Annotated in this window: 17 protein-coding genes; 10 read left to right on the top strand and 7 right to left on the bottom strand. The window is 74.1% G+C overall.

Annotation, left to right across the window (positions count from 1 at the left end; genetic code table 11):
- Positions 1-32: 32 nt before the first annotated feature.
- Positions 33-2,720: an ATP-dependent DNA ligase gene (locus AC3WT4_RS03045; RefSeq protein ID WP_492314679.1), complete on the bottom strand. Its 2,688-nt coding sequence runs from the start codon at positions 2,718-2,720 to the stop codon at positions 33-35.
- Between the two features lie 215 nt (positions 2,721-2,935).
- Here AC3WT4_RS03045 and AC3WT4_RS03040 point away from each other — a divergent pair, with 215 nt between their 5' ends.
- The gene (locus AC3WT4_RS03040; protein WP_074809919.1) at positions 2,936-3,634 is read left to right on the top strand and encodes a GTP pyrophosphokinase; all 699 of its coding nucleotides are present in this window, start codon (positions 2,936-2,938) and stop codon (positions 3,632-3,634) included.
- 41 nt (positions 3,635-3,675) lie between these two features.
- Here the strand turns inward: AC3WT4_RS03040 and AC3WT4_RS03035 are convergent, their stop codons facing one another.
- The gene (locus AC3WT4_RS03035) at positions 3,676-3,978 is read right to left on the bottom strand and encodes a DUF1905 domain-containing protein (protein WP_031315545.1); all 303 of its coding nucleotides are present in this window, start codon (positions 3,976-3,978) and stop codon (positions 3,676-3,678) included.
- A 135-nt stretch (positions 3,979-4,113) separates the two neighbouring features.
- Here AC3WT4_RS03035 and ku point away from each other — a divergent pair, with 135 nt between their 5' ends.
- Positions 4,114-5,184, top strand: coding sequence for a non-homologous end joining protein Ku (ku, locus tag AC3WT4_RS03030; RefSeq protein WP_492314678.1), 1,071 nt, complete (start codon positions 4,114-4,116; stop codon positions 5,182-5,184).
- Between the two features lie 144 nt (positions 5,185-5,328).
- Positions 5,329-5,781, top strand: a complete 453-nt coding sequence (locus AC3WT4_RS03025) for a VOC family protein (protein ID WP_074809763.1) — start codon at positions 5,329-5,331, stop codon at positions 5,779-5,781.
- Between the two features lie 44 nt (positions 5,782-5,825).
- Here AC3WT4_RS03025 and AC3WT4_RS03020 read toward each other — a convergent pair whose 3' ends face one another.
- The 3 genes from AC3WT4_RS03020 to AC3WT4_RS03010 form a co-directional block, all read right to left on the bottom strand.
- Entirely contained in the window at positions 5,826-6,218 is a 393-nt protein-coding gene (locus AC3WT4_RS03020; protein ID WP_257416846.1) for a type II toxin-antitoxin system VapC family toxin, read from the bottom strand.
- Positions 6,215-6,478 (bottom strand): hypothetical protein, encoded by a 264-nt coding sequence (locus tag AC3WT4_RS03015; protein ID WP_074809761.1) that lies wholly within the window; start codon positions 6,476-6,478, stop codon positions 6,215-6,217. Before AC3WT4_RS03015 ends, AC3WT4_RS03020 begins: the two co-directional genes overlap by 4 nt.
- A 97-nt stretch (positions 6,479-6,575) precedes the next feature.
- Complete coding sequence (locus AC3WT4_RS03010; RefSeq protein ID WP_492314677.1) at positions 6,576-7,223, bottom strand: TetR/AcrR family transcriptional regulator; 648 nt, start codon at positions 7,221-7,223, stop codon at positions 6,576-6,578.
- Between the two features lie 226 nt (positions 7,224-7,449).
- Between AC3WT4_RS03010 and AC3WT4_RS03005 the strand changes: the two genes are divergently transcribed.
- The 6 genes from AC3WT4_RS03005 to AC3WT4_RS02980 all read left to right on the top strand — a co-directional run bounded on the left by AC3WT4_RS03005 (position 7,450) and on the right by AC3WT4_RS02980 (position 14,710).
- Positions 7,450-9,009: an MFS transporter gene (locus tag AC3WT4_RS03005; protein WP_492314676.1), complete on the top strand. Its 1,560-nt coding sequence runs from the start codon at positions 7,450-7,452 to the stop codon at positions 9,007-9,009.
- Between the two features lie 97 nt (positions 9,010-9,106).
- The gene (locus tag AC3WT4_RS03000) at positions 9,107-10,993 is read left to right on the top strand and encodes a metallophosphoesterase family protein (protein ID WP_492314675.1); all 1,887 of its coding nucleotides are present in this window, start codon (positions 9,107-9,109) and stop codon (positions 10,991-10,993) included.
- Positions 10,994-11,047: 54 nt separating this feature from the next.
- On the top strand, positions 11,048-11,752 hold the full coding sequence (locus tag AC3WT4_RS02995) for a YceI family protein (RefSeq protein WP_257416842.1): 705 nt from the start codon (positions 11,048-11,050) through the stop codon (positions 11,750-11,752).
- Positions 11,753-11,786: 34 nt separating this feature from the next.
- Positions 11,787-12,515 (top strand): metal-dependent transcriptional regulator, encoded by a 729-nt coding sequence (locus AC3WT4_RS02990; RefSeq protein WP_108050244.1) that lies wholly within the window; start codon positions 11,787-11,789, stop codon positions 12,513-12,515.
- Between the two features lie 113 nt (positions 12,516-12,628).
- Positions 12,629-13,906 carry an MFS transporter gene (locus tag AC3WT4_RS02985; RefSeq protein ID WP_492314674.1) on the top strand — a complete coding sequence of 426 codons (1,278 nt, stop codon included), beginning with the start codon at positions 12,629-12,631 and terminating at the stop codon, positions 13,904-13,906.
- Positions 13,907-14,053: 147 nt separating this feature from the next.
- Positions 14,054-14,710: a vitamin K epoxide reductase family protein gene (locus AC3WT4_RS02980; protein WP_400113382.1), complete on the top strand. Its 657-nt coding sequence runs from the start codon at positions 14,054-14,056 to the stop codon at positions 14,708-14,710.
- A gap of 85 nt (positions 14,711-14,795) precedes the next feature.
- Here AC3WT4_RS02980 and AC3WT4_RS02975 read toward each other — a convergent pair whose 3' ends face one another.
- Entirely contained in the window at positions 14,796-15,242 is a 447-nt protein-coding gene (locus tag AC3WT4_RS02975; protein ID WP_051028118.1) for a YbjQ family protein, read from the bottom strand.
- A gap of 67 nt (positions 15,243-15,309) precedes the next feature.
- Between AC3WT4_RS02975 and leuS the strand changes: the two genes are divergently transcribed.
- Positions 15,310-18,309: a leucine--tRNA ligase gene (gene leuS, locus AC3WT4_RS02970; protein ID WP_492314673.1), complete on the top strand. Its 3,000-nt coding sequence runs from the start codon at positions 15,310-15,312 to the stop codon at positions 18,307-18,309.
- A 91-nt stretch (positions 18,310-18,400) separates the two neighbouring features.
- Here leuS and AC3WT4_RS02965 read toward each other — a convergent pair whose 3' ends face one another.
- Positions 18,401-20,353 carry a helicase HerA-like domain-containing protein gene (locus AC3WT4_RS02965; protein WP_492314672.1) on the bottom strand — a complete coding sequence of 651 codons (1,953 nt, stop codon included), beginning with the start codon at positions 20,351-20,353 and terminating at the stop codon, positions 18,401-18,403.
- Positions 20,354-20,476: the final 123 nt, after the last annotated feature.

Genomic DNA, 20,476 nt, shown 5'->3' with positions numbered 1-20,476 from the left:
GCGCTGCTCCCCCTCCCGTGCGAGGGAGCCGGTCAGCCGTCGAGCGTCGCGGGCGCCTCCAGCACGACGTCGTCCGGCGACCTGTCCCGGCGCCATCCCTTCCACACGGGGTGGCGCAGCTTGCCGAAGGGGACCTCGTCGCCGTCGCCCTCCCCGACGCCCGTCCACTCCGCGTAGACGACCTCAGCGACCCGGCGCGGCGACACCCAGTGCGCGTCGCGCGCGTCCTCGCGCGGGACGCCCACGGCGGGCGGCGTCGAGCGCCCGATCCGGTCGAGCTCGGCGACCAGGTCGCGTCGCTCGGCGTCCGTGAAGCCCGACCCGACCCGGCCCACGTAGACGAGCCGGCCGTCGTCGGGCACGGCGAGCAGCAGGGACCCGACGAGGTGCGTCCGCTCGCCGTGGCCCGGCCGCCACCCCACCACGACGACCTCCTGCGACTGCGCGTGCTTGAGCTTCAGCCACAGCGCCGAGCGACGGCCCGACGAGTACGTCCCGTCGCGCCGCTTCGCGACGACACCCTCCAGCCCCAGCCGTTTCGACGTCGCCATCGCGGCCTCCAGGTCGCCGTCGAAGACGGGCGGCACGTGCACCGGGGCGACGGCCTCGCGCAGCACGTCCTCCAGCACCTCGCGTCGCTCGTCGTACGGGCGCTTCGCGAGCGACCGCCCGCCGGTCTCCAGGACGTCGAACACCATGAGGTCGACCGTGACCCGCCGCCGTGCCGCGGCGACGTCCCCGGGCTTGGCGATGTTCGCGCGCTGCTGCAGGCGACGGAAGCTCGGCCGCCCCCGCGCGTCGAGCGCGACGATCTCCCCGTCCAGCACCACCGGCAGCGCGTCGGCGGGGACCTGCTCCGCGAGCGCCTGCAGCTCCGGGTACGTCACCGTCATGTCCTTGCCCGAGCGGCTCACGAGCCGTACCCGCCCCTGCGACACGTGCGCGAGCGTCCGGAACCCGTCCCACTTCATCTCGAACGCCCACGCGGCGCCGTCGTGCAGGTCGCCCGCCGACGCGGGCGACGCGAGCATCGGCCGCCAGTCCGTCCGCGCCGGCCGCGGCTCCGGCGTCTCGTCGTGGTCGGGCGAGGACGCGCCGCGAGCCGAGCGCGAAGCCGGGGGTGGGGAGGAGGTGCCGGGTCGTGGCGGGTCTGGCGGGAGCGGCGAGGGACGAGCCGCGGATGGTAGACCCGGCGCCTCCTCCCGAGCCCCGGCGCCCCGACCCCGCGGGCTCTCGCCCGGCCGCCCCGGCTTCGGTGCCATGAGGTGGATGAGCCAGTTGTCCTCGTCGCGGCCGTCGCGGCCGCCCGTGTGGATGAGCGCGAGGCGGCGGGTGCCGTGCTGCTCGCCGTGGAGCGTGACGATGACCTCCTCGCCGTCGCGCCACTTCTCCAGCTCGTACGTGCCGGCGTCCCAGATGGTCACCTCGCCGGCGCCGTACTCGCCCTTCGGGATCGTGCCCTCGAAGGACCCGTAGGCGAGCGGGTGGTCCTCGGTCTGGACGGCGAGGTGGTTCTTCCTCGGGTCGGTCGGCTCGCCGCGGGGCAGCGCCCAGCTCACGAGCACGCCGTCGTGCTCCAGCCGGAAGTCCCAGTGCAGGCGGCGGGCGTGGTGCTCCTGGATGACGAAGCTGTTGCCCGCGCTCGGCGGCGGCGGCTCGTCCGGGACGGGCTCGGGCGTGCGCCCGGCGTCGCGCATGGAGCGGTACCGGTGCAGGCGGTCGGGCCGCTCGTCGTCGTCCGGCCCGCCGTCCGCGGTGCCGCTGCCCGACGCCGCGCCCCCCTTGCGCTCGAACGTCGCCATGCGCTCGGGCGTGGGCTCGAGCGCGGAGAGGTGCCCCTGCGTGAGCGCGGCGAGCGGGTCGCCCAGGGTGCGGACGCGCTCGACGACCTCGTCGAGGTCGAGGTGGCGCAGGTCCGGGTCGTCGAGCTCCTCCCAGGTGCGCGGCGCGGCGACGGTGGGGTGCTCGCGCCCGCGCAGCGAGTACGGCGCGATCGTCGTCTTGTTGCCGTTGTTCTGGCTCCAGTCCACGAGCACCTTGCCGCCGCGCAGCGACTTCTTCATGTCGCTCACGACGAGGTCGGGGTGCTCGGCCTCGAGATAGCGCGCGAGCTCGTGCGCGACGGCGGAGACGGCCGCCGCGTCCTGCTTGCCGTCGAGCGCGGCGTACAGGTGGATGCCCTTGGACCCGCTCGTCACCGGCAGGGGGTCCAGGCCCATGCCCCGGAGGATCTGCCGCGCCTGGCGGGCGACCTCCGCGCACTCGGGCAGCCCGGCACCCGGGCCGGGGTCGAGGTCGAGGACCAACCGGTCGGGGTCGAGGTGGACCCCGGTACGACCGAACTGCCACTGCGGCACGTGGAGCTCGAGCGACGCCGTCTGGCCGAGCCACGTGAGGGTCGCGAGGTCGTTCACCAGCACGTAGTCGTTGGAGCTGCTCTTGTGCTGGATGCGGCGCGTGCGGACCCAGGACGGGACGCCCTGGCCCGCGTTCTTCTGGAAGAACACCTGGCCGTCGACGCCGTCGGGCCAGCGCTTGCGCGTCGCGGGCCGGTTGGCGCAGTGGGGGAGCATGACGTCGGCGACGGCCGCGAGGTACGCGAGGACGTCGGCCTTCGTCGTGCCGGTGGCGGGGTAGAGGACCTTGTCCAGGTTGGTGAGCCGCAGGCGGTGACCACCGACGTTCACCGTCTCGCCCGCCCGGCTGGATGTGGTGGCCATGGGCCCATCGTGGCGCGGGCCCGACGGCGTCGCCCGCCGTGGCGGGAACTTCTCGGCGTCCTCGACCGTGGACACTGGGGGAGGCTCTCCGACCGGCCGGGCAGCCCGCCCGGGGTCGATGCCGGACCGAGAGGATCACCGTGACGCACCTGACGACCGACGACGTACCGCTCCCCGCGGAGATCGGTCCCCGCGTCCGCGAGTTCCGTCGCCTGATGATGAACTACAAGTTCGGCATCGACGAGGTGATGACGAAGATCACCGTGCTCCGCGACGAGTTCCGGCACGTCCACGACGACAACCCGATCGAGCACCTGGGCTCGCGCCTGAAGTCGCTCGAGTCGATCGTCGCGAAGGCGCGGCGCAAGGGGATCCCGCTCACCCCGGAGGGCGTGCGGGAGAACATGTTCGACGTCGCGGGCGTCCGGGTCACGTGCGCGTTCGTCTCCGACATCTATCGCGTGCGGGACCTGCTCGTGGGCCAGCGCGACCTCACGGTCCTCGAGGAGCGCGACTACATCGCGCACCCGAAGGGCAACGGCTACAAGAGCCTGCACCTCATCGTCCAGGTGCCCGTGTTCCTGTCCGACCGCGTCGAGGACGTCGTGGTCGAGATCCAGCTCCGCACGATCGCCATGGACTTCTGGGCGAGCCTGGAGCACAAGATCTACTACAAGTACCAGCGGGACGTGCCCCAGCACCTGACGGACGCGCTCAAGCTCGCGGCGGACGTCGCCGCGACCCTCGACACGACGATGGAGCGCATCCACGACGAGGTCCGCAGCCTCGACGGCGTGCCCGAGCCGGTCGAGAACACCGACGAGCTCGCCACGCCGCGTGAGGTCATGGAGAGCTTCATGCGGACGGCGCAGGTCGCCGACGAGGCGTTCCACGAGCGCCGCCACGACGGCTGAGACGACGCGCCCGCGCGTTCTGAGCCTCGGCGCCGGGCCGCTCAGACCAGCGTCTCGACGCCGATCCGCACCCGGTCGCCCACGTCGACGCCCTCGGCGCGGCGGACCGCGGCCTTGATGGGCACGACGAACGTCTTGCGCTGCGCGTCGGGGAACACCGACGTGGACCAGCGCTGCGCCCCGAGCGTCACCTCGACCTTGACCGAGCCGAACCCGGCGGGCGGGAGCGGCAGCTCCGCGATCTCGTCGCTCACGTCCTCCGGGAGCGCGGCGAACACCCAGCTGTCGGTGCGCGCCTCCCACCGCCACAGCTCGGCCTCGAACTCGAACCTCGTCCCCGCCACCTGTCCATCGTGCCGCGGGCCACCCACACGCGGGTGCCGTCGTCGCGCGCTCGCCGAGGCGGCCCGGGCGCCGGGGGCACGCCGTGCGCCCCCGTACCCCTCGCGGGCGGGCGCCGGGGGCGCCACCATGGACGGATGAGGGCCATCTGGAAGGGCGCGATCACGTTCGGCCTCGTCAACGTGCCGGTCAAGGTCTACTCCGCGACGGAGGACCACGACGTGCCGCTGCACCAGGTCCACGACAAGGACGGCGGCCGCATCCGCTACCGGCGCGTGTGCGAGATCGACGGCGAGGTCGTGCCGTACGAGCACATCGACAAGGCGTACGACGACGGCGAGCGGACCGTCGTGCTGACGAGCGAGGACTTCGCCGCGCTCCCCGCCGAGCGCAGCCGCGAGATCGAGGTCGTGGAGTTCGTGCCGAGCGAGCAGATCGACCCGCTCCTGCTCGACCGCAGCTACTACCTGGAGCCCGACTCGAAGTCCAACAAGGCGTACGTGCTCATGCGGCGCACGCTCGAGGAGACCGACCGCACGGCGATCGTGAAGTTCGCGCTGCGCCAGCGCACGCGGCTCGCGGCGCTGCGCGTGCGCGACGACGTGCTCGTCCTCCAGACGCTGCTGTGGGCCGACGAGGTGCGCGAGGCCGCGTTCCCGTCGCTCGACGACGAGGCGAGGGTGACCGACAAGGAGCTCGCCATGTCGGCGCAGCTCGTCGCGAGCTTCGAGGCCGACTTCACCCCCGAGGAGTACGAGGACGACTACCAGGCGCAGCTCCGCCAGCTCATCGAGGCGAAGCTCGAGCAGGGCGACGCGCTCGACACCGCCGAGACGTTCGGCGAGCAGCCCGAGGAGAGCGAGGGCGCCGAGGTCATCGACCTCATGGAGGCGCTGCGCAAGTCGGTCGCGTCGTCGAAGAGCTCGCGCGCGGGCGGGGGGAAGGATTCAGGTTCAGGTTCAGGTTCAGGTTCAGGTTCAGGTTCCGGGTCCCGGTCCGGGTCGAGGTCGACGTCCGGCTCCGGCCGCGCGAGCACGTCGTCGGGCAAGGGCTCGAGCGGCTCCCGGTCGACGAGCACGAGCAAGAGCTCGGGCACGAAGGAGAAGACGGCGTCGAAGCCGGCCGCGAAGAAGAGCACGAGCCGCGCGGCCTCCACGAAGGAGAAGACGACGACCTCGAAGACCACCCGGAAGAAGGCGTCCGCCTAGAGCCGGGCCACGGGCGGGGCGCGCACCGCGCGACCTGCGAGGCGCTGGACGAGGGCCGGTGCGCGATGAGTTCCGCACCCGGCACCCGTCGGAACCGGTGGGCGGTCGACCGGCCGCCCGCGAGACCCTGCGGAGGAGACGACGATGCGCGCGATCGTGCCCAGCCTGTGGTTCGACGGCAACCTCGAGGAGGCCGTCACCTTCTACTCGAGCGTCTTCCCCGACGCGAAGGTCGGCGACGTGTTCCGCCAGCCCGACGGCACGGCCGTGTCGGCGGACTTCGAGCTCGCCGGCCAGCGGTTCGACGCCATCAACGGCGGGCCGCAGTTCCCCTTCACCGAGGCGGTGTCGTTCGTCGTCGAGTGCGAGTCCCAGGACGAGGTCGACGAGTACTGGGCGGCGCTCACCGACGGCGGCCAGGAGTCGCAGTGCGGCTGGCTCAAGGACCGGTTCGGGCTGTCGTGGCAGGTCGTGCCGCTCGAGTTCCTCGCGATGCTGCAGGACCCCGACCCGGCGCGCGTGCAGCGCGTCGTGGACGTGATGATGACGCAGTCCAAGCTCGACCTGGTGCCGTTGCGCGCTGCCTACGAGGGCTGAGCCGGGTCAGGCCGCGTCGGGCAGGGACGGCCCGGGACCGGGAGTCACGGGGCGAGGCCGAGGACCGTCGCGCCGCGCGCCCGAGCGGCGTTCGCCAGGCGGGAGTCGAAGGTGGCGAGAGGGACACCGAGGAGCTCGGCGAGCGCGAGGACGCAGGCGTCGGGCATCTTCAGCGCGGCGGTGGCACGGACGAGCGCGAGGTCCTCGGGCGTGGGCTCGCCCTGCGCGGACAGGCCGAACCCGGCCGCCTCCAGGCGGTGACGTGCCTGTACCTGGGCGCCTGCTCGCGCCGGACCGACCAGCACCTCGGCGAGGGTGAGGGAGTGGAGGACGATCCCGTTCTGTCCGTGCTCGAGGACGAGCGACGTCGCCTCGGCGTGGTGCGCGTCGGAAGGGTTGGACGCCGCGATCACGACGTTCGCGTCGGCGACGATCACTCGTCCCAGCCCGCCCGGACGTCGTCGAGGTAGTCAGCCGCCGCGTAGTGCTCCGAGAGCGTCGTGAGCGCCGCCACCGCCCGGCGGTGCTCGGCCTCGGCGACGTCGTCCTCGTGCTCGAGGGCCGAGGCTCCCTCCTCGATCAGGTGGGTGAGGAGTCGCGTCGCGGGCTCACCGGGCCACCGGCGTCGGGCGACAGCCAGCGCGCGAGCGACGGAGTCCGTCTCCGTGATCGCGTGGCGGGGCTTGAGCGTGGGCATGGATCGAGAGTAACACCGAGCGGGTTGGTGTCACACCTGATCGAAGGGGCCTTGCGCCGGGTGGGCACGAGGGGTCCGTGGCGCTCGTCGGCAGGCGTCAGGGCTCCTGGCGTTGCGCCGCTCCGCCCGGGCGTCGCAGTGCGACGAGCTCCTCGAGGAGGCCGAGGAGGTCGTCGACGTCGTCACCCGGGCGCGGGCCGCGGAAGGCGAGGTCCTCGGCCGGGGGGTCCTCGCCGTCGGGCCCGGGGGTGCCGCCGGTGACGCGCTGCCCGAGCACGTCGCTGCTCAGCGCGGCGTGCGCGTAGAGGCCGTCGCTGAGCAGGACGATCGCGCGGGCGACGACAGGGTCCCCGACCTCGTCGAGGACGGTGCGGGTCCACGCGTCGTGCGCGCCGTCGAGCGCCGCGCGGGCGCGCGGGTACGACCCCTGGGCGAGCCGGGACACGGCCAGGTAGACGAGCTCGAACTCCGTGTCGACGAGCGTCGAGGTGCGGATGAGGTAGTCGACGGCGCCCGCTGGCGCGGCGCGCATCGACTCGACGTCGGCGGCGGTGAGCTCTCGGAGGTGCTCGGTGAGGCCGTCGACGAGCGCGTCCTTGGACCCGAAGTGGTAGAGCAGCCCGCCCTTGGACACCCCGGCGCGCTCCGCGACCGCCTCGAGCGTGGCGGCGCGCTCGCCCTGCTCGACGAGCAGGGACGCGAACGCGCGCAGGACCTTGGCGCGGGCGGCGGGGGGCGGCGGCATGGCACCGAGGGTAGTCGGCCCGTGCCGCCCCGCAGGCCGGGGTCGTCGAGCCCGCGACCCGGGGCGGGGGCGCCGAACCGGGGGAGCCCGCGCGGTGCCGAGCGTCACAGTCGTGCGTGGGATGACGAGGGCATGTCGGCTCGTTACTATACCGTCTGGACGGTCTGGAAGTTCGGCGCCACCGCGTCGCCCCGGCCGCCCGGAAGACGTGGAAGGACCTCTCGCCGTGACGACCCCCGTGACGACGAACCTGACGAGCCAGGCCGCCCCGCACGCGCCCGCGACGCGCGGACCCGCGCGCGGCGCCGCCGGCCGCTGGTTCGCGCTCGCCGTGCTCATGCTCCCGGTGCTGCTCGTGTCGGTCGACAACACCGTGCTCAGCTTCGCGCTGCCCCAGATCTCCGAGTCGCTGCGCCCCACCGGGACGCAGCTGCTCTGGATCATCGACATCTACCCGCTCGTGCTCGCCGGCCTGCTCGTGCCGATGGGCTCGTTCGCCGACCGTGTGGGCCGTCGTCGGCTGCTCCTCACCGGCGCGGTGGGCTTCGCCGCCGTCTCCGTCGTCGCGGCCTACGCGCCCAGCGCCGGAGCGCTCGTCGCGTCCCGTGCCGCGCTCGGCTTCTTCGGCGCCATGCTCATGCCGTCGACGCTCTCGATCCTGCGCAACGTCTTCACCGACCGCGAGGAGCGCCGGCTCGCCATCGCCGTCTGGGCCGCGGGGTTCGCGGCCGGGTCGGCGCTCGGGCCGATCGTGGGCGGGTTCCTCCTCGAGCACTTCTGGTGGGGCTCGGTCTTCCTCCTCGCCGTCCCGGTGCTCGTGCTGCTGCTCGCGCTCGCGCCGTTCTTCGTGCCCGAGTCGCGCGACCCCGCACCGGGCCGCGTCGACGTCCTGTCGATCGTGCTCGTCATGGCGACCATGACCCCGGTCGTCTACGGCATCAAGACCTTCGCGAAGTCCGGCCCGAGCGTGGTCGCGCTCGTGAGCGTCGCCGTCGGGCTCGCCGCGGGCGTGCTGTTCGTGCGCCGCCAGCTCCACCGGCCCGACCCCATGATCGACGTGCGGCTCTTCACGCGCGGCGCCTTCAGCGGCGCGGTGCTCGTCAACCTGCTGTCCGTGTTCTCGCTCGTCGGGTTCCTGTTCTTCGTGTCCCAGGACGTCCAGCTCGTGCTCGGGCTCGGACCCATGCAGGCGGGCGTCGCGCTCCTGCCCGGGCTGGTCGTCATGATCGTCGCCGGGCTCGGCGTCGTCCGGGTGGTGCGGCGCGTGCGCCCGGCGCACGTCGTCGCCGTCGCGCTGCTGTTCTCCGCGACGGGCTACGCGATCGTCGCCGCGGGCGCCGGGCAGAGCACGCTCGCCCTGCTCATGGTCGCGTTCGTCGTGCTCTCGCTCGGCGTGGGCGCGGCCGAGACCGTGTCGAACGACCTCATCGTGTCGTCCGTCCCCGCCGCGAAGGCGGGTGCCGCGTCGGCGATCTCCGAGACCGCGTACGAGGTGGGTGCCGTGCTCGGCACGGCCGTCCTGGGGAGCATCCTCACGGCGTCGTACCACGCGAACGTCGTCGTCCCGGCGGGCGTCCCCGCGGCCGACGCCGTCGCCGCGGCCGAGACGCTGGGCGGCGCGACCCAGGTCGCCTCGACCCTGCCCGCCGGGCAGGCGCAGGCGCTGCTCGACTCCGCGCACGCCGCGTTCGGCAGCGGCGTCGGCACGACGTCGCTCATCGGCGTGGTGCTCATGCTCGTCGCCGCGGGCGTGGCGCTCGTCACGCTCCGCGGCGCCAGGTCCTGACGCCGCGCCGCTCCGTGCGCCCCGCCGGTCCCGACCGGCGGGGCGCACGACGCCCGCGGTTGGCGGGGGAGCGCCGGATCGGCAAGGCTGTGCGGTGATGAGCCGTCCGCACCGCACCCCGCCCCGCTGGGTCCGCTGGACCCTCGGCATCCTGCTCGCCCTCGTGCCGTGCGTCGTGTGGGGGGTCACGACGGCGACGGCCGAGCGCAGCCTCGGCCCGCACGAGGCGCTGTACGAGGTCACGACGAACGGCCTCGTCACCGTCGACCTCGGCCCGCTCGGGACCATCCAGATCGACTCGCCGCTGCCGCTCGGCCTGGGCGCCAACGTCACGGTCGAGGAGATCCCCGCCGACCTCACGGCCGTGGGGCAGGCGGACACGCTCGAGGGCCTGTCGCAGGACCTCGAGGACTACCTGCGCTTCTTCGGCGGCCCGCAGGAGACGATCGGCTCCGTCGCGCGCGCCCTCGTCGTCGACGCGCTGCGCCGGACGGGGTTCGCGGTCCTCGTCGTCGCGGCCGTCGGTGCCGGTCTCTACCTCCTGCTCGGTCCGCCGCGCCGACGCGAGCTCAGCGAGCGGGTCGCGCCGCGGACGTACGAGATCACCGCGGGCGTCGTGCTCGTCTCGCTCGTCGGTGCGTCGCTCGTCGCGAGCGACCCGGGCACGACGTCCGGGCCGTCCCAGCGCGCGTCCGCGGTGTTCGACGGGACCCCGCTCGAGGGCGCGCGCATCACCGGACGGCTCGCGGGCGTCGTCGACACCTACGGCGCGATGCTCATCGACCTCTACCGCGAGAACGAGGACTTCTACGCGCGCGCGGACGCCAACCTCGTCGCGGCCTGGGACCGGCGCGACCGGATCCAGCGCCTCACCGCACCGCGGTCCGCCGCGGCGGCCACGTCCGACGACCAGCCGTCCGACGAGCCGTCCGACGGTGCGTCGCCCGACGCCCCCGACGCGACGGGTGACGCCCCGGACGCGACGGACGCGCCGACGTCGGGCGCCGACGACGCGCCCGACACGGGCGCCGAGGAGCCCGGCGCGCCCGACACCGAGGACGGCGACGAGGCGCGCGACGCGCCGACGCCGCAGCCCGCCCCCGCGGCGGAGGAGGACCTCGTCACGCTCCTCGTGGTGAGCGACCTGCACTGCAACACCGGCATGTCCCCGCTCATCCGGACCGCGGTGGAGCGGTCGGGGGCGTCGGTCGTCCTCAACGCCGGCGACACGACGATGAACGGCACGGCCGTCGAGTCGTTCTGCGTCGACTCGTTCGCGTCCGCGGTGCCCAAGGGCGTGACGATGGTCGTCGCCGACGGCAACCACGACAGCGTCGAGACGTCGGCGCAGGAGCGCGCGAACGGCCAGACCGTGCTGGACGGCAAGGTCGTGGAGGTCGAGGGGATCCGCATCCTCGGCGACCGCGACCCGCTCGAGACGCGGCTCGGGCTCGGCAGCCAGCCGCCCCGCGAGGAGACGCCGGAGGAGTACGCGGCCCGGCTCGCCGAGGTCGCGTGCACCGAGCAGGAGGACGGGGACGGCATCGACCTCCTCCTCATCCACACGCCCCGCATGGGGAACGAGGCGCTCGACTCCGGCTGCGTCCCGAACCAGGTCTCGGGGCACATGCACACCCGGTCCGGGCCGGAGCGCACGGGCGGCGGGGTCCGGTACGTGAGCGGGAGCACCGCGGGCGCGGTCAAGGACCAGCTCCGCATCGGCCCGCTCAAGGGCACCGCGGAGATGACGGTGCTGCGCTTCGATCCCGAGCGGCGGCGCATCGTCGACTGGCAGCTCGTGCAGATCGGGACGGACGAGTCCGCGAAGGTCTGGCCGCGGATCGCGTGGCCCACGCCGTCCGGGGAGCCGGTCGTCGAGGAGCCCGACGAGGTCGGCACCGAGGACGGCACCGAGGGCGACCTGCCCGGCGGCGACGCGCCCGCGGGCGCCCCGGCCGGGGACGAGCCCGCGGGCGAGGGCTGAGCCGCTGCGCGTCGGTGCTCGCCGCGCGCTGCCCGGCACGGCAGGATGGGGCGTATGAGCAGGTCGACGCGCTGGATCGTCGTGTCGGTCGTCCTCGCGCTCGTCGTGGTGCTGCTCGCCCCGTTCGTGTACTCGGAGGTGCAGGAGGGCCGTACGCCGCCCCCGCTGGGTCTGCAGTCGCCGGGGGAGGAGACGGCGTCCGCCGCCCCCGCCGAGCCGGGGCCCTTCGACGTGGACGGCGAGTGGGTCGTCGCGCCGGGCTCCGAGGCGGGCTTCCGCGCGGACGTCCTCGACGTCCCGGCGGACGAGGCGGTGCTGCTCGGCACCACGCCGGACGTCACCGGCACGCTGCGCGTCGCGGACGGCGAGCTGGAGACCGCGACGGTGACCGTCGCGACGACCGCGCTCCGCACCGGGTCGTCCGTGGCGGACCGCCAGCTCCAGCAGGCGCTCGAGACGGACCTGTACCCGACCACGCTCTTCTCCCTCACGTCGCCGCTCGACGTGAGCGAGCTGGCGTCCACCCGGGAGGCGGTCCGGCTCCAGGCCGCAGGGGCGCTGACGATCCGCGACGAGACCCAGCCCGTGACGGTCGCGCTCGACGTCCGACGGTCGGGCCAGGGGGTGCTCGCGACCGGGGCGATCGGTGTGCGCTTCTCCGACTTCGGGATCGCGGTGCCGCCCGGCGCCCCCGTGCAGGTGCGCGACCAGGGCGCGGTGGAGGTGCGGCTCGAGCTCGTCCGGTCCGCGACCCCGTGAGCCCCTGCCGGACGCCGTGACCTAGGGTGGTCGGGTGGATCACCCGACCGACCTGACGCCCGTCGCCCAGGACTACCTCAAGGTCGTCTGGGCCGCTCAGGAGTGGGCGGACGAGCGCGTGACGACGAAGCTCCTCGCCGAGCGGATCGGCGTCGGGGCGTCCACGGTCTCCGAGACGGTCCGGCGGCTCAGCGCGCAGGGCCTGCTGGAGCACGCGCCGTACGGGGCGATCACGCTCACCGAGCGCGGCCGCAGCCTCGCGCTCGCGATGGTGCGCCGCCACCGGCTCCTCGAGACGTACCTCGTGTCCGAGCTCGGCTACGGCTGGGACGAGGTCCACGACGAGGCGGAGGTGCTCGAGCACGCGGTCTCCGACCTGCTCATCGAGCGCATCGACGCGCGCCTCGGGCACCCCACGCGCGACCCGCACGGCGACCCGATCCCCGGCGCCGACGGGACCGTCGTCCGCCCGCCCGCGGTCCCGCTCGCGGAGCTCGTCGTGGGGGACCGCGGCACCGTGGTGCGGATCTCCGACGCCGACCCGGACGTGCTGCGCTACCTCGCCGAGATCGGCGTCGGCCTCGACACGGGCGTCGAGGTCCGCGAGCGCCGCGAGTACGCGGGCATCCTCTCGGTCGTCTGGTCGCCGCCCGCGGAGGGTGTCGCACCGGCGCCGGACGCCCGCCCGGCACCGCCCGCCCAGCTCGGCCTGCGCGCGGCGGACCACGTGTGGGTCGTGCGCGCGGAGCCCGTCTCCGCCTAGACTGGCCGCCTGCCCCGACTTCTCGTCGCCGATGTCGCCGACCTGTCTCGAATCGATTCGACACCCGGTCCGAGCCGCTCGACCGCCCCGCCCGACCGACGCACGAGGACACCATGACCGACGCCACCCCGCCCGCACCGCCGTCGGACGACCCCACGCCCCGCGACGCCGGCCGCCTGCGCGGCGCCGGGCCCGCGCTGCTCGCGCTCGCGATGGGCGGCTTCACCATCGGGACGACCGAGTTCGCGACCATGGGGCTCCTGTCCGACATCGCGACCGACCTCGGCACGTCCATCCCCACCGCCGGCCACGCGATCACGGCGTACGCCGTCGGGGTCGTCGTGGGCGCGCCGCTCCTCACCGTCGCCGCAGCACGCGTGCCACGCAAGACGCTCCTCGTCGCGCTCATGGCGTTCTACACGCTCGGGAACCTCTTCTCCGCCACGGCGGGGAGCATCGAGACCCTCGTCGCCGGGCGCTTCCTCGCCGGGCTGCCGCACGGCGCGTTCTTCGGCGTCGGGGCGGCGGTGGGCGCGGCCGTCGCCGGTCCCGGCCGCCGCGGCCGCGCCGTCGCGACGATGATGGCCGGCCTGACGATCGCCAACGTCGTCGGCGTGCCCCTCTCCACGTTCGCCGGGCAGCAGCTCGGCTGGCGGGCCGCGTTCGTCGTGGTCGGCGGGCTCGGGCTCGTGACGCTCCTCGCGCTGTGGCAGCTGATCCCCGCCGGGGCGGGCAACGAGGACACGAGCGTGCGGCGCGAGCTCGGCGCCCTGCGCAACGGCCCGCTGTGGACCGGTTTCGTGGGGGCCGCGATCGGGTTCGGCGGCATGTTCGCCGTGTACTCCTACGTCGAGCCGACCGTCACGCGGGTGACCGGGCTCGCGTCCGGCGCGGTGCCGCTCGTGCTCGCGATCTTCGGCGTCGGCATGACCGTCGGGACGGTGGTCGGCGGCCGGCTCGCCGACCGCTCGGTGATGCGCACCGTGTACCTCGGGTTCGTGTCGACCGGCGCGATGCTCGCACTCTTCGCGCTCACGGGGCAGCACCCCGTCCCGGCGGTGCTGTCGCTGTTCCTCCTCGGCGTGACGTCGCAGATCCTCGGCCTGTCGCTCCAGACGCGGCTCATGGACCTGTCGCCGTCCGCGCCGTCGCTCGGCGCGGCGCTGTGCCACTCCGCGCTCAACGTCGGCAACGCCAACGGGGCGTTCCTCGGCGGGCTCGTCATCGCCGCCGGCTGGGGCTACCTCGCGCCCGCCTGGACGGGGGTCGTGCTCACCGTGGCGGGCCTGGCCATCATCCTCGTCGTCGGTCGCCGCCCCGCGGGCGTCGTCGTCGCCACGCTGTCCGACGACGAGCACGCGCCGTCCGCGGCCGCCGCGCCGCCGCGGTAGCCCGCCGACCGGCCGAGGTGGCGCGCGTGCGGTGGTCCGGCGCCTCCCAGCCAGGTCCCAGCGGGGCGCGGTAGGTTGTGCCGTGCGCGCACCGCCGTGCGCGCCGTCACGTCCGGCGGGAGCCGGTGACCCACGAGGAGCGTCCCCGTGAGCAAGAGCGCCACCGCCGGTGCGAGCGTGTCCGCCAGGCCCGACGACGAGCTGCTGCCCGCGTCCGGCCCCCGCCCGATCAGCCCGCGCACGATGGGCTGGCTGCTCGTCGTGCTGGGCGCGATCGGCCTCGCCGGCTCGGCGGCGCTCGCGATCGAGAAGTACCTCAAGCTCGCCGACCCGAGCCACGTCGCGTCGTGCAGCGTCAACGCCCTGCTCGACTGCGGCGACGCCATGGACTCGTGGCAGGGGGCGCTCCTGGGCTTCCCCAACCCGCTGCTCGGCATCGCGGCGTTCCCGGTGGTGATCACCACGGGCGTCGTCCTGCTCGCGGGCGCCCGCCTGCCGCGCTGGTACTGGCTCGCGCTCCTCGGTGGGACGACGCTCGGCATGGGCCTGATCGTCTTCCTCATGTGGACGACGATGTACGCGATCTCCGCGATGTGCCCCTACTGCATGGTCGTGTGGTTCGCCATGCTCCCGCTGTTCTGGTACCAGGTGGTCCACGCCGTGCAGGAGGGCTACCTGCCCGCGGGCGAGGGCGTGCGCCGCACGCTCGTCGGCAACCGGCACCTGTTCCTGGCGATCGGCTACGTCGCACTCGTCGCGTGGATCCTGCTGGTCAAGGGCCCGATCATCATCTCGCTGTTCTGACGGGCGTCCCTCGGCCGGTGGTGCCGGGCTGTCGTCTCGGGCCGGAGCCCGGGGCCGCGGTCCTGGGCCGAGGTGCCGGGCCGCGTCAGCGCCAGGCGGGCTGGTCCGGTGCAGCGTCCTGCGGGTAGCCGTGGCCGCCGGGCTGCGGGGGAGCCGACGGCGCGCCCTGGGCCTGGTGGGCGGACTGCGCCGTCGCGCCGGGCTGGCCCGCGGCGAGCGGGCTGACGACGACGGCCGTGCCGTACGCGCACACCTCGGAGAAGGACGCCGCGATCTCGCCCGTGTCGAAGCGCATCCCGACGACGGCGTTGGCCCCGCGGCGCTGCGCCTCCTGCACCATGCGGTGCATGACCTCCTGCCGCGACTCGTAGACGAGCTGCGTGTACTCCTTGACCTCCCCGCCGCCGATCGAGCGGAAGGACGCGACGAAGTTCGCCCCGAGGTTGGCGCTGCGCACGGTCATGCCCATGACCTCGCCGAGCACCGCGTCGATGCGGTACCCGGGCACGTCGTTGGTCGTCACGATGATCACGCCGCACATCCTCGCACGGGGCGGACGGCCGCCGTCGGGCCGTGCGACGGCCGGTAAACTCGGCCGGGTGACCACGCCTGACACGACCTCGATCCCGCACGCCCCGGACGCCCCCGCCGCGGGCGGCCCCGCCCACCGCTACACGCCGGCGCTCGCGGAGCAGATCGAGCTCAAGTGGCAGGAGCTCTGGGAGCAGCGCGGCACGTTCTGGGCCGCGAACCCCACCGGCGACCTCACGGACGGCGACGGCGACCGGCCCCAGGGTGCGAGCCCGTACTTCATCATGGACATGTTCCCGTACCCGTCGGGCGCGGGCCTGCACGTCGGGCACCCCCTGGGGTACATCGCGACGGACGTCGTGGGCCGGTTCCGGCGCATGCGCGGCGAGAACGTGCTGCACGCCCTGGGCTACGACGCGTTCGGCCTGCCCGCCGAGCAGTACGCGGTGCAGACGGGACAGCACCCGCGCGTGACCACCGAGGCGAACATCGCGAACATGCGTCGGCAGCTGCGCCGCCTCGGGCTGGCGCACGACTCGCGCCGCTCGTTCGCGACGATCGACCCCGAGTACGTGCGCTGGACGCAGTGGATCTTCCTGCAGATCTTCGACTCCTGGTACGACCCGGAGGCCCTGCGCCCCGACGGCGGTCGTGGTCGCGCGCGCCGCATCGCCGAGCTCGAGGCCGAGCTCGCGTCGGGCGCGCGACCGGTGCCGGGCGGTGTCGAGGGCGTCGAGGAGGGTGCGGACTGGGCGACGCTCACGCCCCAGCAGCGCCGGGCCGTCGTCGACTCGCAGCGTCTCGCGTACGTGGACGAGTCGCCGGTGAACTGGGCCCCCGGCCTGGGCACGGTCCTGGCGAACGAGGAGGTCACCGCCGACGGCCGCTCCGAGCGCGGCAACTTCCCCGTGTTCCAGCGCAGCCTGCGGCAGTGGAAGATGCGCATCACGGCGTATGCCGACCGCCTCGCGGACGACCTGGACCTCATCGACTGGCCCGAGAAGGTCACGGCGATGCAGCGCAACTGGATCGGTCGGAGCGAGGGCGCGCTCGTGCGGTTCCCCGTGCTCGGCACGCCCGACGGCGCGAACGACGCCGCGGCGGAGTCCGGCGCGGAGGTCGAGGTCTTCACGACGCGCCCCGACACGCTGTTCGGCGCGACGTTCATGGTCGTCTCGCCCGAGCACCCGCTGCTCGACGAGGTCCCGGCGCACTGGCCGGACGGCACGTCGAGCGCGTGGACGGGCGGGCACCGCTCGCCGGTCGAGGCCGTCGCGGCGTACCGGCGCGAGGCCGCCGCGAAGACCGCCGTCGAGCGGCAGGCCGACGCGGGCAAGAAGACGGGCGTGTTCACGGGGCACCTCGCGGTGAACCCGGTGAACGGCCAGGCGATCCCGGTCTTTACCGCCGACTACGTGCTCATGGGCTACGGCACGGGCGCGATCATGGCCGTCCCCGGCGGCGACGAGCGCGACTTCGCGTTCGCCGAGGCGTTCGGGCTGCCCGTCGTGCGCACGGTCGAGCCCGCGGACGGGCTGCCCGAGGACTTCACCGGCCCGTACACGGGCGACGGCGTGGTCGTCGGCTCGGCCAACGAGGAGATCTCGCTCGACGGGCTCGACGTGCCCGAGGCGAAGCGCCGCATCACCGAGTGGCTCGTGGGCAAGGGCATCGGCGAGGGCACGACGACCTACCGCCTGCGCGACTGGCTGTTCAGCCGCCAGCGCTACTGGGGCGAGCCGTTCCCCATCGTGTGGGACGAGAACGACCAGCCCGTCGCGATCCCCGACGCGCTGCTGCCCGTCGACCTGCCGGACGTCCCCGACTACGCGCCCCGTACGTTCGACGCGGACGACGCCGAGTCGTCGCCCGAGGCGCCGCTGGGCCGCAACGACGAGTGGGTCAACGTCACGCTCGACCTCGGCGACGGGCCGAAGCAGTACCGCCGCGACACGAACACGATGCCCAACTGGGCCGGGTCGTGCTGGTACTACCTGCGCTACCTCGACCCGCAGTGGGACGGCGGCGACCAGGACACGGTCGTCGACGCGGGGCTCGAGCGCTACTGGATGGGCCCGGAGCACAACCCGAGCGCGGGCCGCGCCGGCGGCGTGGACCTGTACGTGGGCGGTGTCGAGCACGCCGTGCTGCACCTGCTCTACGCGCGGTTCTGGCACAAGGTCCTCTACGACCTGGGCCACGTGTCGAGCGTCGAGCCGTTCCACAAGCTGTTCAACCAGGGCTACGTCCAGGCGTACGCGTTCACCGACGCGCGCGGCCAGTACGTGCCCGCCACGGAGGTCACGGAGGAGCCCGCGCCCGACGGCTCGGGCGAGGTCGTGTACCGCTGGAACGGCGAGGTCGTGCAGCGTGAGTACGGGAAGATGGGCAAGTCGCTCAAGAACGTCGTCACGCCCGACGAGATGTACGCCGAGTACGGCGCCGACACGTTCCGCGTCTACGAGATGTCGATGGGCCCGCTGGACCTGTCGCGCCCGTGGGAGACGCGCGCCGTCGTCGGGTCGCAGCGCTTCCTGCAGCGCCTGTGGCGCAACGTCGTCTCCGAGGAGACGGGCGAGGTGACGGTCGTCGACGAGCCGGCGTCGCCCGAGACCCTGCGCGCCGTGCACCGTGCGATCGCGGACGTGCGCGTCGAGATGGAGCACATGCGCCCGAACACGGCCATCGCGAAGCTCATCACGCTGAACAACCACCTCACGGCGCTCGACCGCGTGCCGCGCGAGGCCGTCGAGCCGCTCGTGCTCATGACCGCACCCGTCGCGCCGCACATCGCGGAGGAGCTGTGGGAGCGCCTGGGGCACGACCGCTCGCTCGCGCACGAGCCCTTCCCGACGGCGGACGAGCGCTACCTCGTCGAGGACACCGTGACGTGCATCGTGCAGGTCAAGGGCAAGGTCCGCGGGCGGGTCGAGGTGCCGCCGTCGATCTCGGAGGAGGACCTCACGGCCGCCGCGCTCGCCGAGCCGAACGTCGTGCGCGCGATCGACGGCGCCGAGGTCCGCAAGGTGATCGTCCGCGCCCCGAAGCTGGTCAACATCGTCGTCTGACGACCCGACACGCTGAGTGCGGGAGATCGTCGCGTCCGAGGCCCTCAGGCGCGACGATCTCGTGCACTCAGCGGGTGCCCGCGGTGCGGGGTCAGCGGCGGCGGGTGCCGAAGATGGTGCGGGTGAGCTCGCGGCCGAGCTGGGTGCCCGCCGAGCGGAGGAACGAGTCGAGCGGGCTCGACGACCGCGAGCGTGACGACCCGGACGACGGCGACCGCCCCGTCGCGGCCTCGCGCTCGAGCTTCGCCCGCATCTTCTCCAGCTCCGCCTGCTCCTTCTTCGCCGCGCGCTCGGCCTCCTTGGCGGCCTCCTTCGCCGCCTTCTCCTGCGCGGCGGCCTCGGCCTCGGCGGCCTCCGCGGCGGCGCGCGCCGCCGCCTGCTCCTGGACGCGGACCTGGAGGAGCTCGAACGCGGACTCGGCGTCGACGGCGGTGCCGTACCGGGCCGTCGCGGGCGACGCCGCCACGATGCCCTCGAGCACGGACGCCGGCGCGGGGTCCATCGACGACTGCGGCGCGCGGACGCGCGTCCACGCCACCGGGGCCGGCGCGCCCTTCTCGGTGAGCACCGTGACGACGGCCTCGCCCGTCCCGAGCGACTGCAGCAGCCGCTCGAGGTCGTACGGCGACGTGGGGTAGGTGCGTACGGCCGCCCGCAGGGCCGCGGCGTCGTCGGGCGTGAAGGCGCGCAGCGCGTGCTGGACGCGGTTCCCGAGCTGCGCGAGCACGTCGGCGGGGACGTCCTTCGGGCTCTGCGTCACGAAGAACACGCCGACGCCCTTGGACCGCACCAGGCGCACCGTCTGCACGACCTGCTGCAGGAACTCCTTCGACGCGCCCGTGAACAGCAGGTGCGCCTCGTCGAAGAAGAACACGAGCCGCGGCTTCTCGACGTCGCCCACCTCGGGCAGCTCCTGGAAGAGGTCGGCGAGCAGCCACATGAGGAACGTGGAGAACAGCGCCGGACGGTCCTGCACCGCGGGGAGCTCGAGCGCGGAGACGACGCCCCGCCCGTCGGGCGTCGTGCGCAGCAGCTCCGACGTCGCGAACGCCGGCTCGCCGAAGAACACGTCCGCGCCCTGGGCCTGGAGCGCGACGATCTCGCGCAGGATCACGCCGGCCGTCGCGGTCGACACGCCGCCGATGCCCCGGAGCTCGGCCTTGCCCTCGTCGGACGTCAGGTACGCGAGCGTCGCCTGGAGGTCCTTGAGGTCGAGCAGCGCGAGACCCTGCGCGTCCGCCCAGTGGAAGACGAGGCCGAGGCTCGACTCCTGCGTCTCGTTGAGGCCGAGCACCTTGGCGAGCAGGAGCGGGCCGAAGTCCGTCACGGTGGTCCGGATCGGCACCCCGGTGCCGAGGCCGCCGAGCGAGTACACCTCGACGGGGTACGCCGTCGGGCTCCAGTCCTGGCCGATCGACGCCGAGCGCTCCACGATCTTTGCGGACGACGCCCCCGCGACGGCGAGCCCCGACAGGTCACCCTTGACGTCGGCGAGGAACACCGGGACGCCCGCCGCCGAGAGGCCCTCCGCCATGCCCTGCAGCGTCTTCGTCTTGCCGGTGCCCGTCGCGCCCGCCACCAGCCCGTGCCGGTTGAGCATCGAGAGCGCGAACCCCACCTGGACGTCGGCGCGGGGGGACGGGTCGCCGCCCTCCGCGCCCTCCAGCAGCGCGCCGAGCGGGAGCGTGCCGCCGGCGTACGCGTAGCCCGCCGCCACCTGGGCGTCGTACCCGTCGCCGGGGGACGACGGCGCGTCCCGGGCGGGGCCGGTCGGCGCCGGCTCCGGTGGTGCGTCCGTCGGGGACGGCTCGGCCGCGGGAGCGTCCCCGGGCGTCGCGTCGGCAGGGGTCGCGTCGGTCGAGGGGGCGGAGGCCGGGGGAGCGGGGGCGTCCGGCTCGGGGGCGTCGCCGCGCGCCGCCGCCTCGGCGGCCTCGAGCGCCGCCCGCGCCGCGGCGGCGCGTGCCTCGGCCGCCTCCGCGGCGGCCTGCGCGGCGGCCGCGCGCAGGGCCAGGATCTCCGGGTCGGTCGGTGCGTCGTCGCCCATGCCTCGGATCCTAGGGCGCGGCGCGGGCGGCCGCCCGGCCGCGCCCGGACGGTCGTCACGACCCTCGGGGACCTTCGTCCCCGCGGCGCTCCGCTTTATTGACGATGTGTCAATAGCGGTCCT

The sequence above is a fragment of the Cellulosimicrobium sp. EB106-03-01-XG111 genome (genome assembly GCF_058792115.1).
Note: the sequence above shows the minus strand (reverse complement) of the source record. Positions and strands in the feature narration are given on the sequence as shown.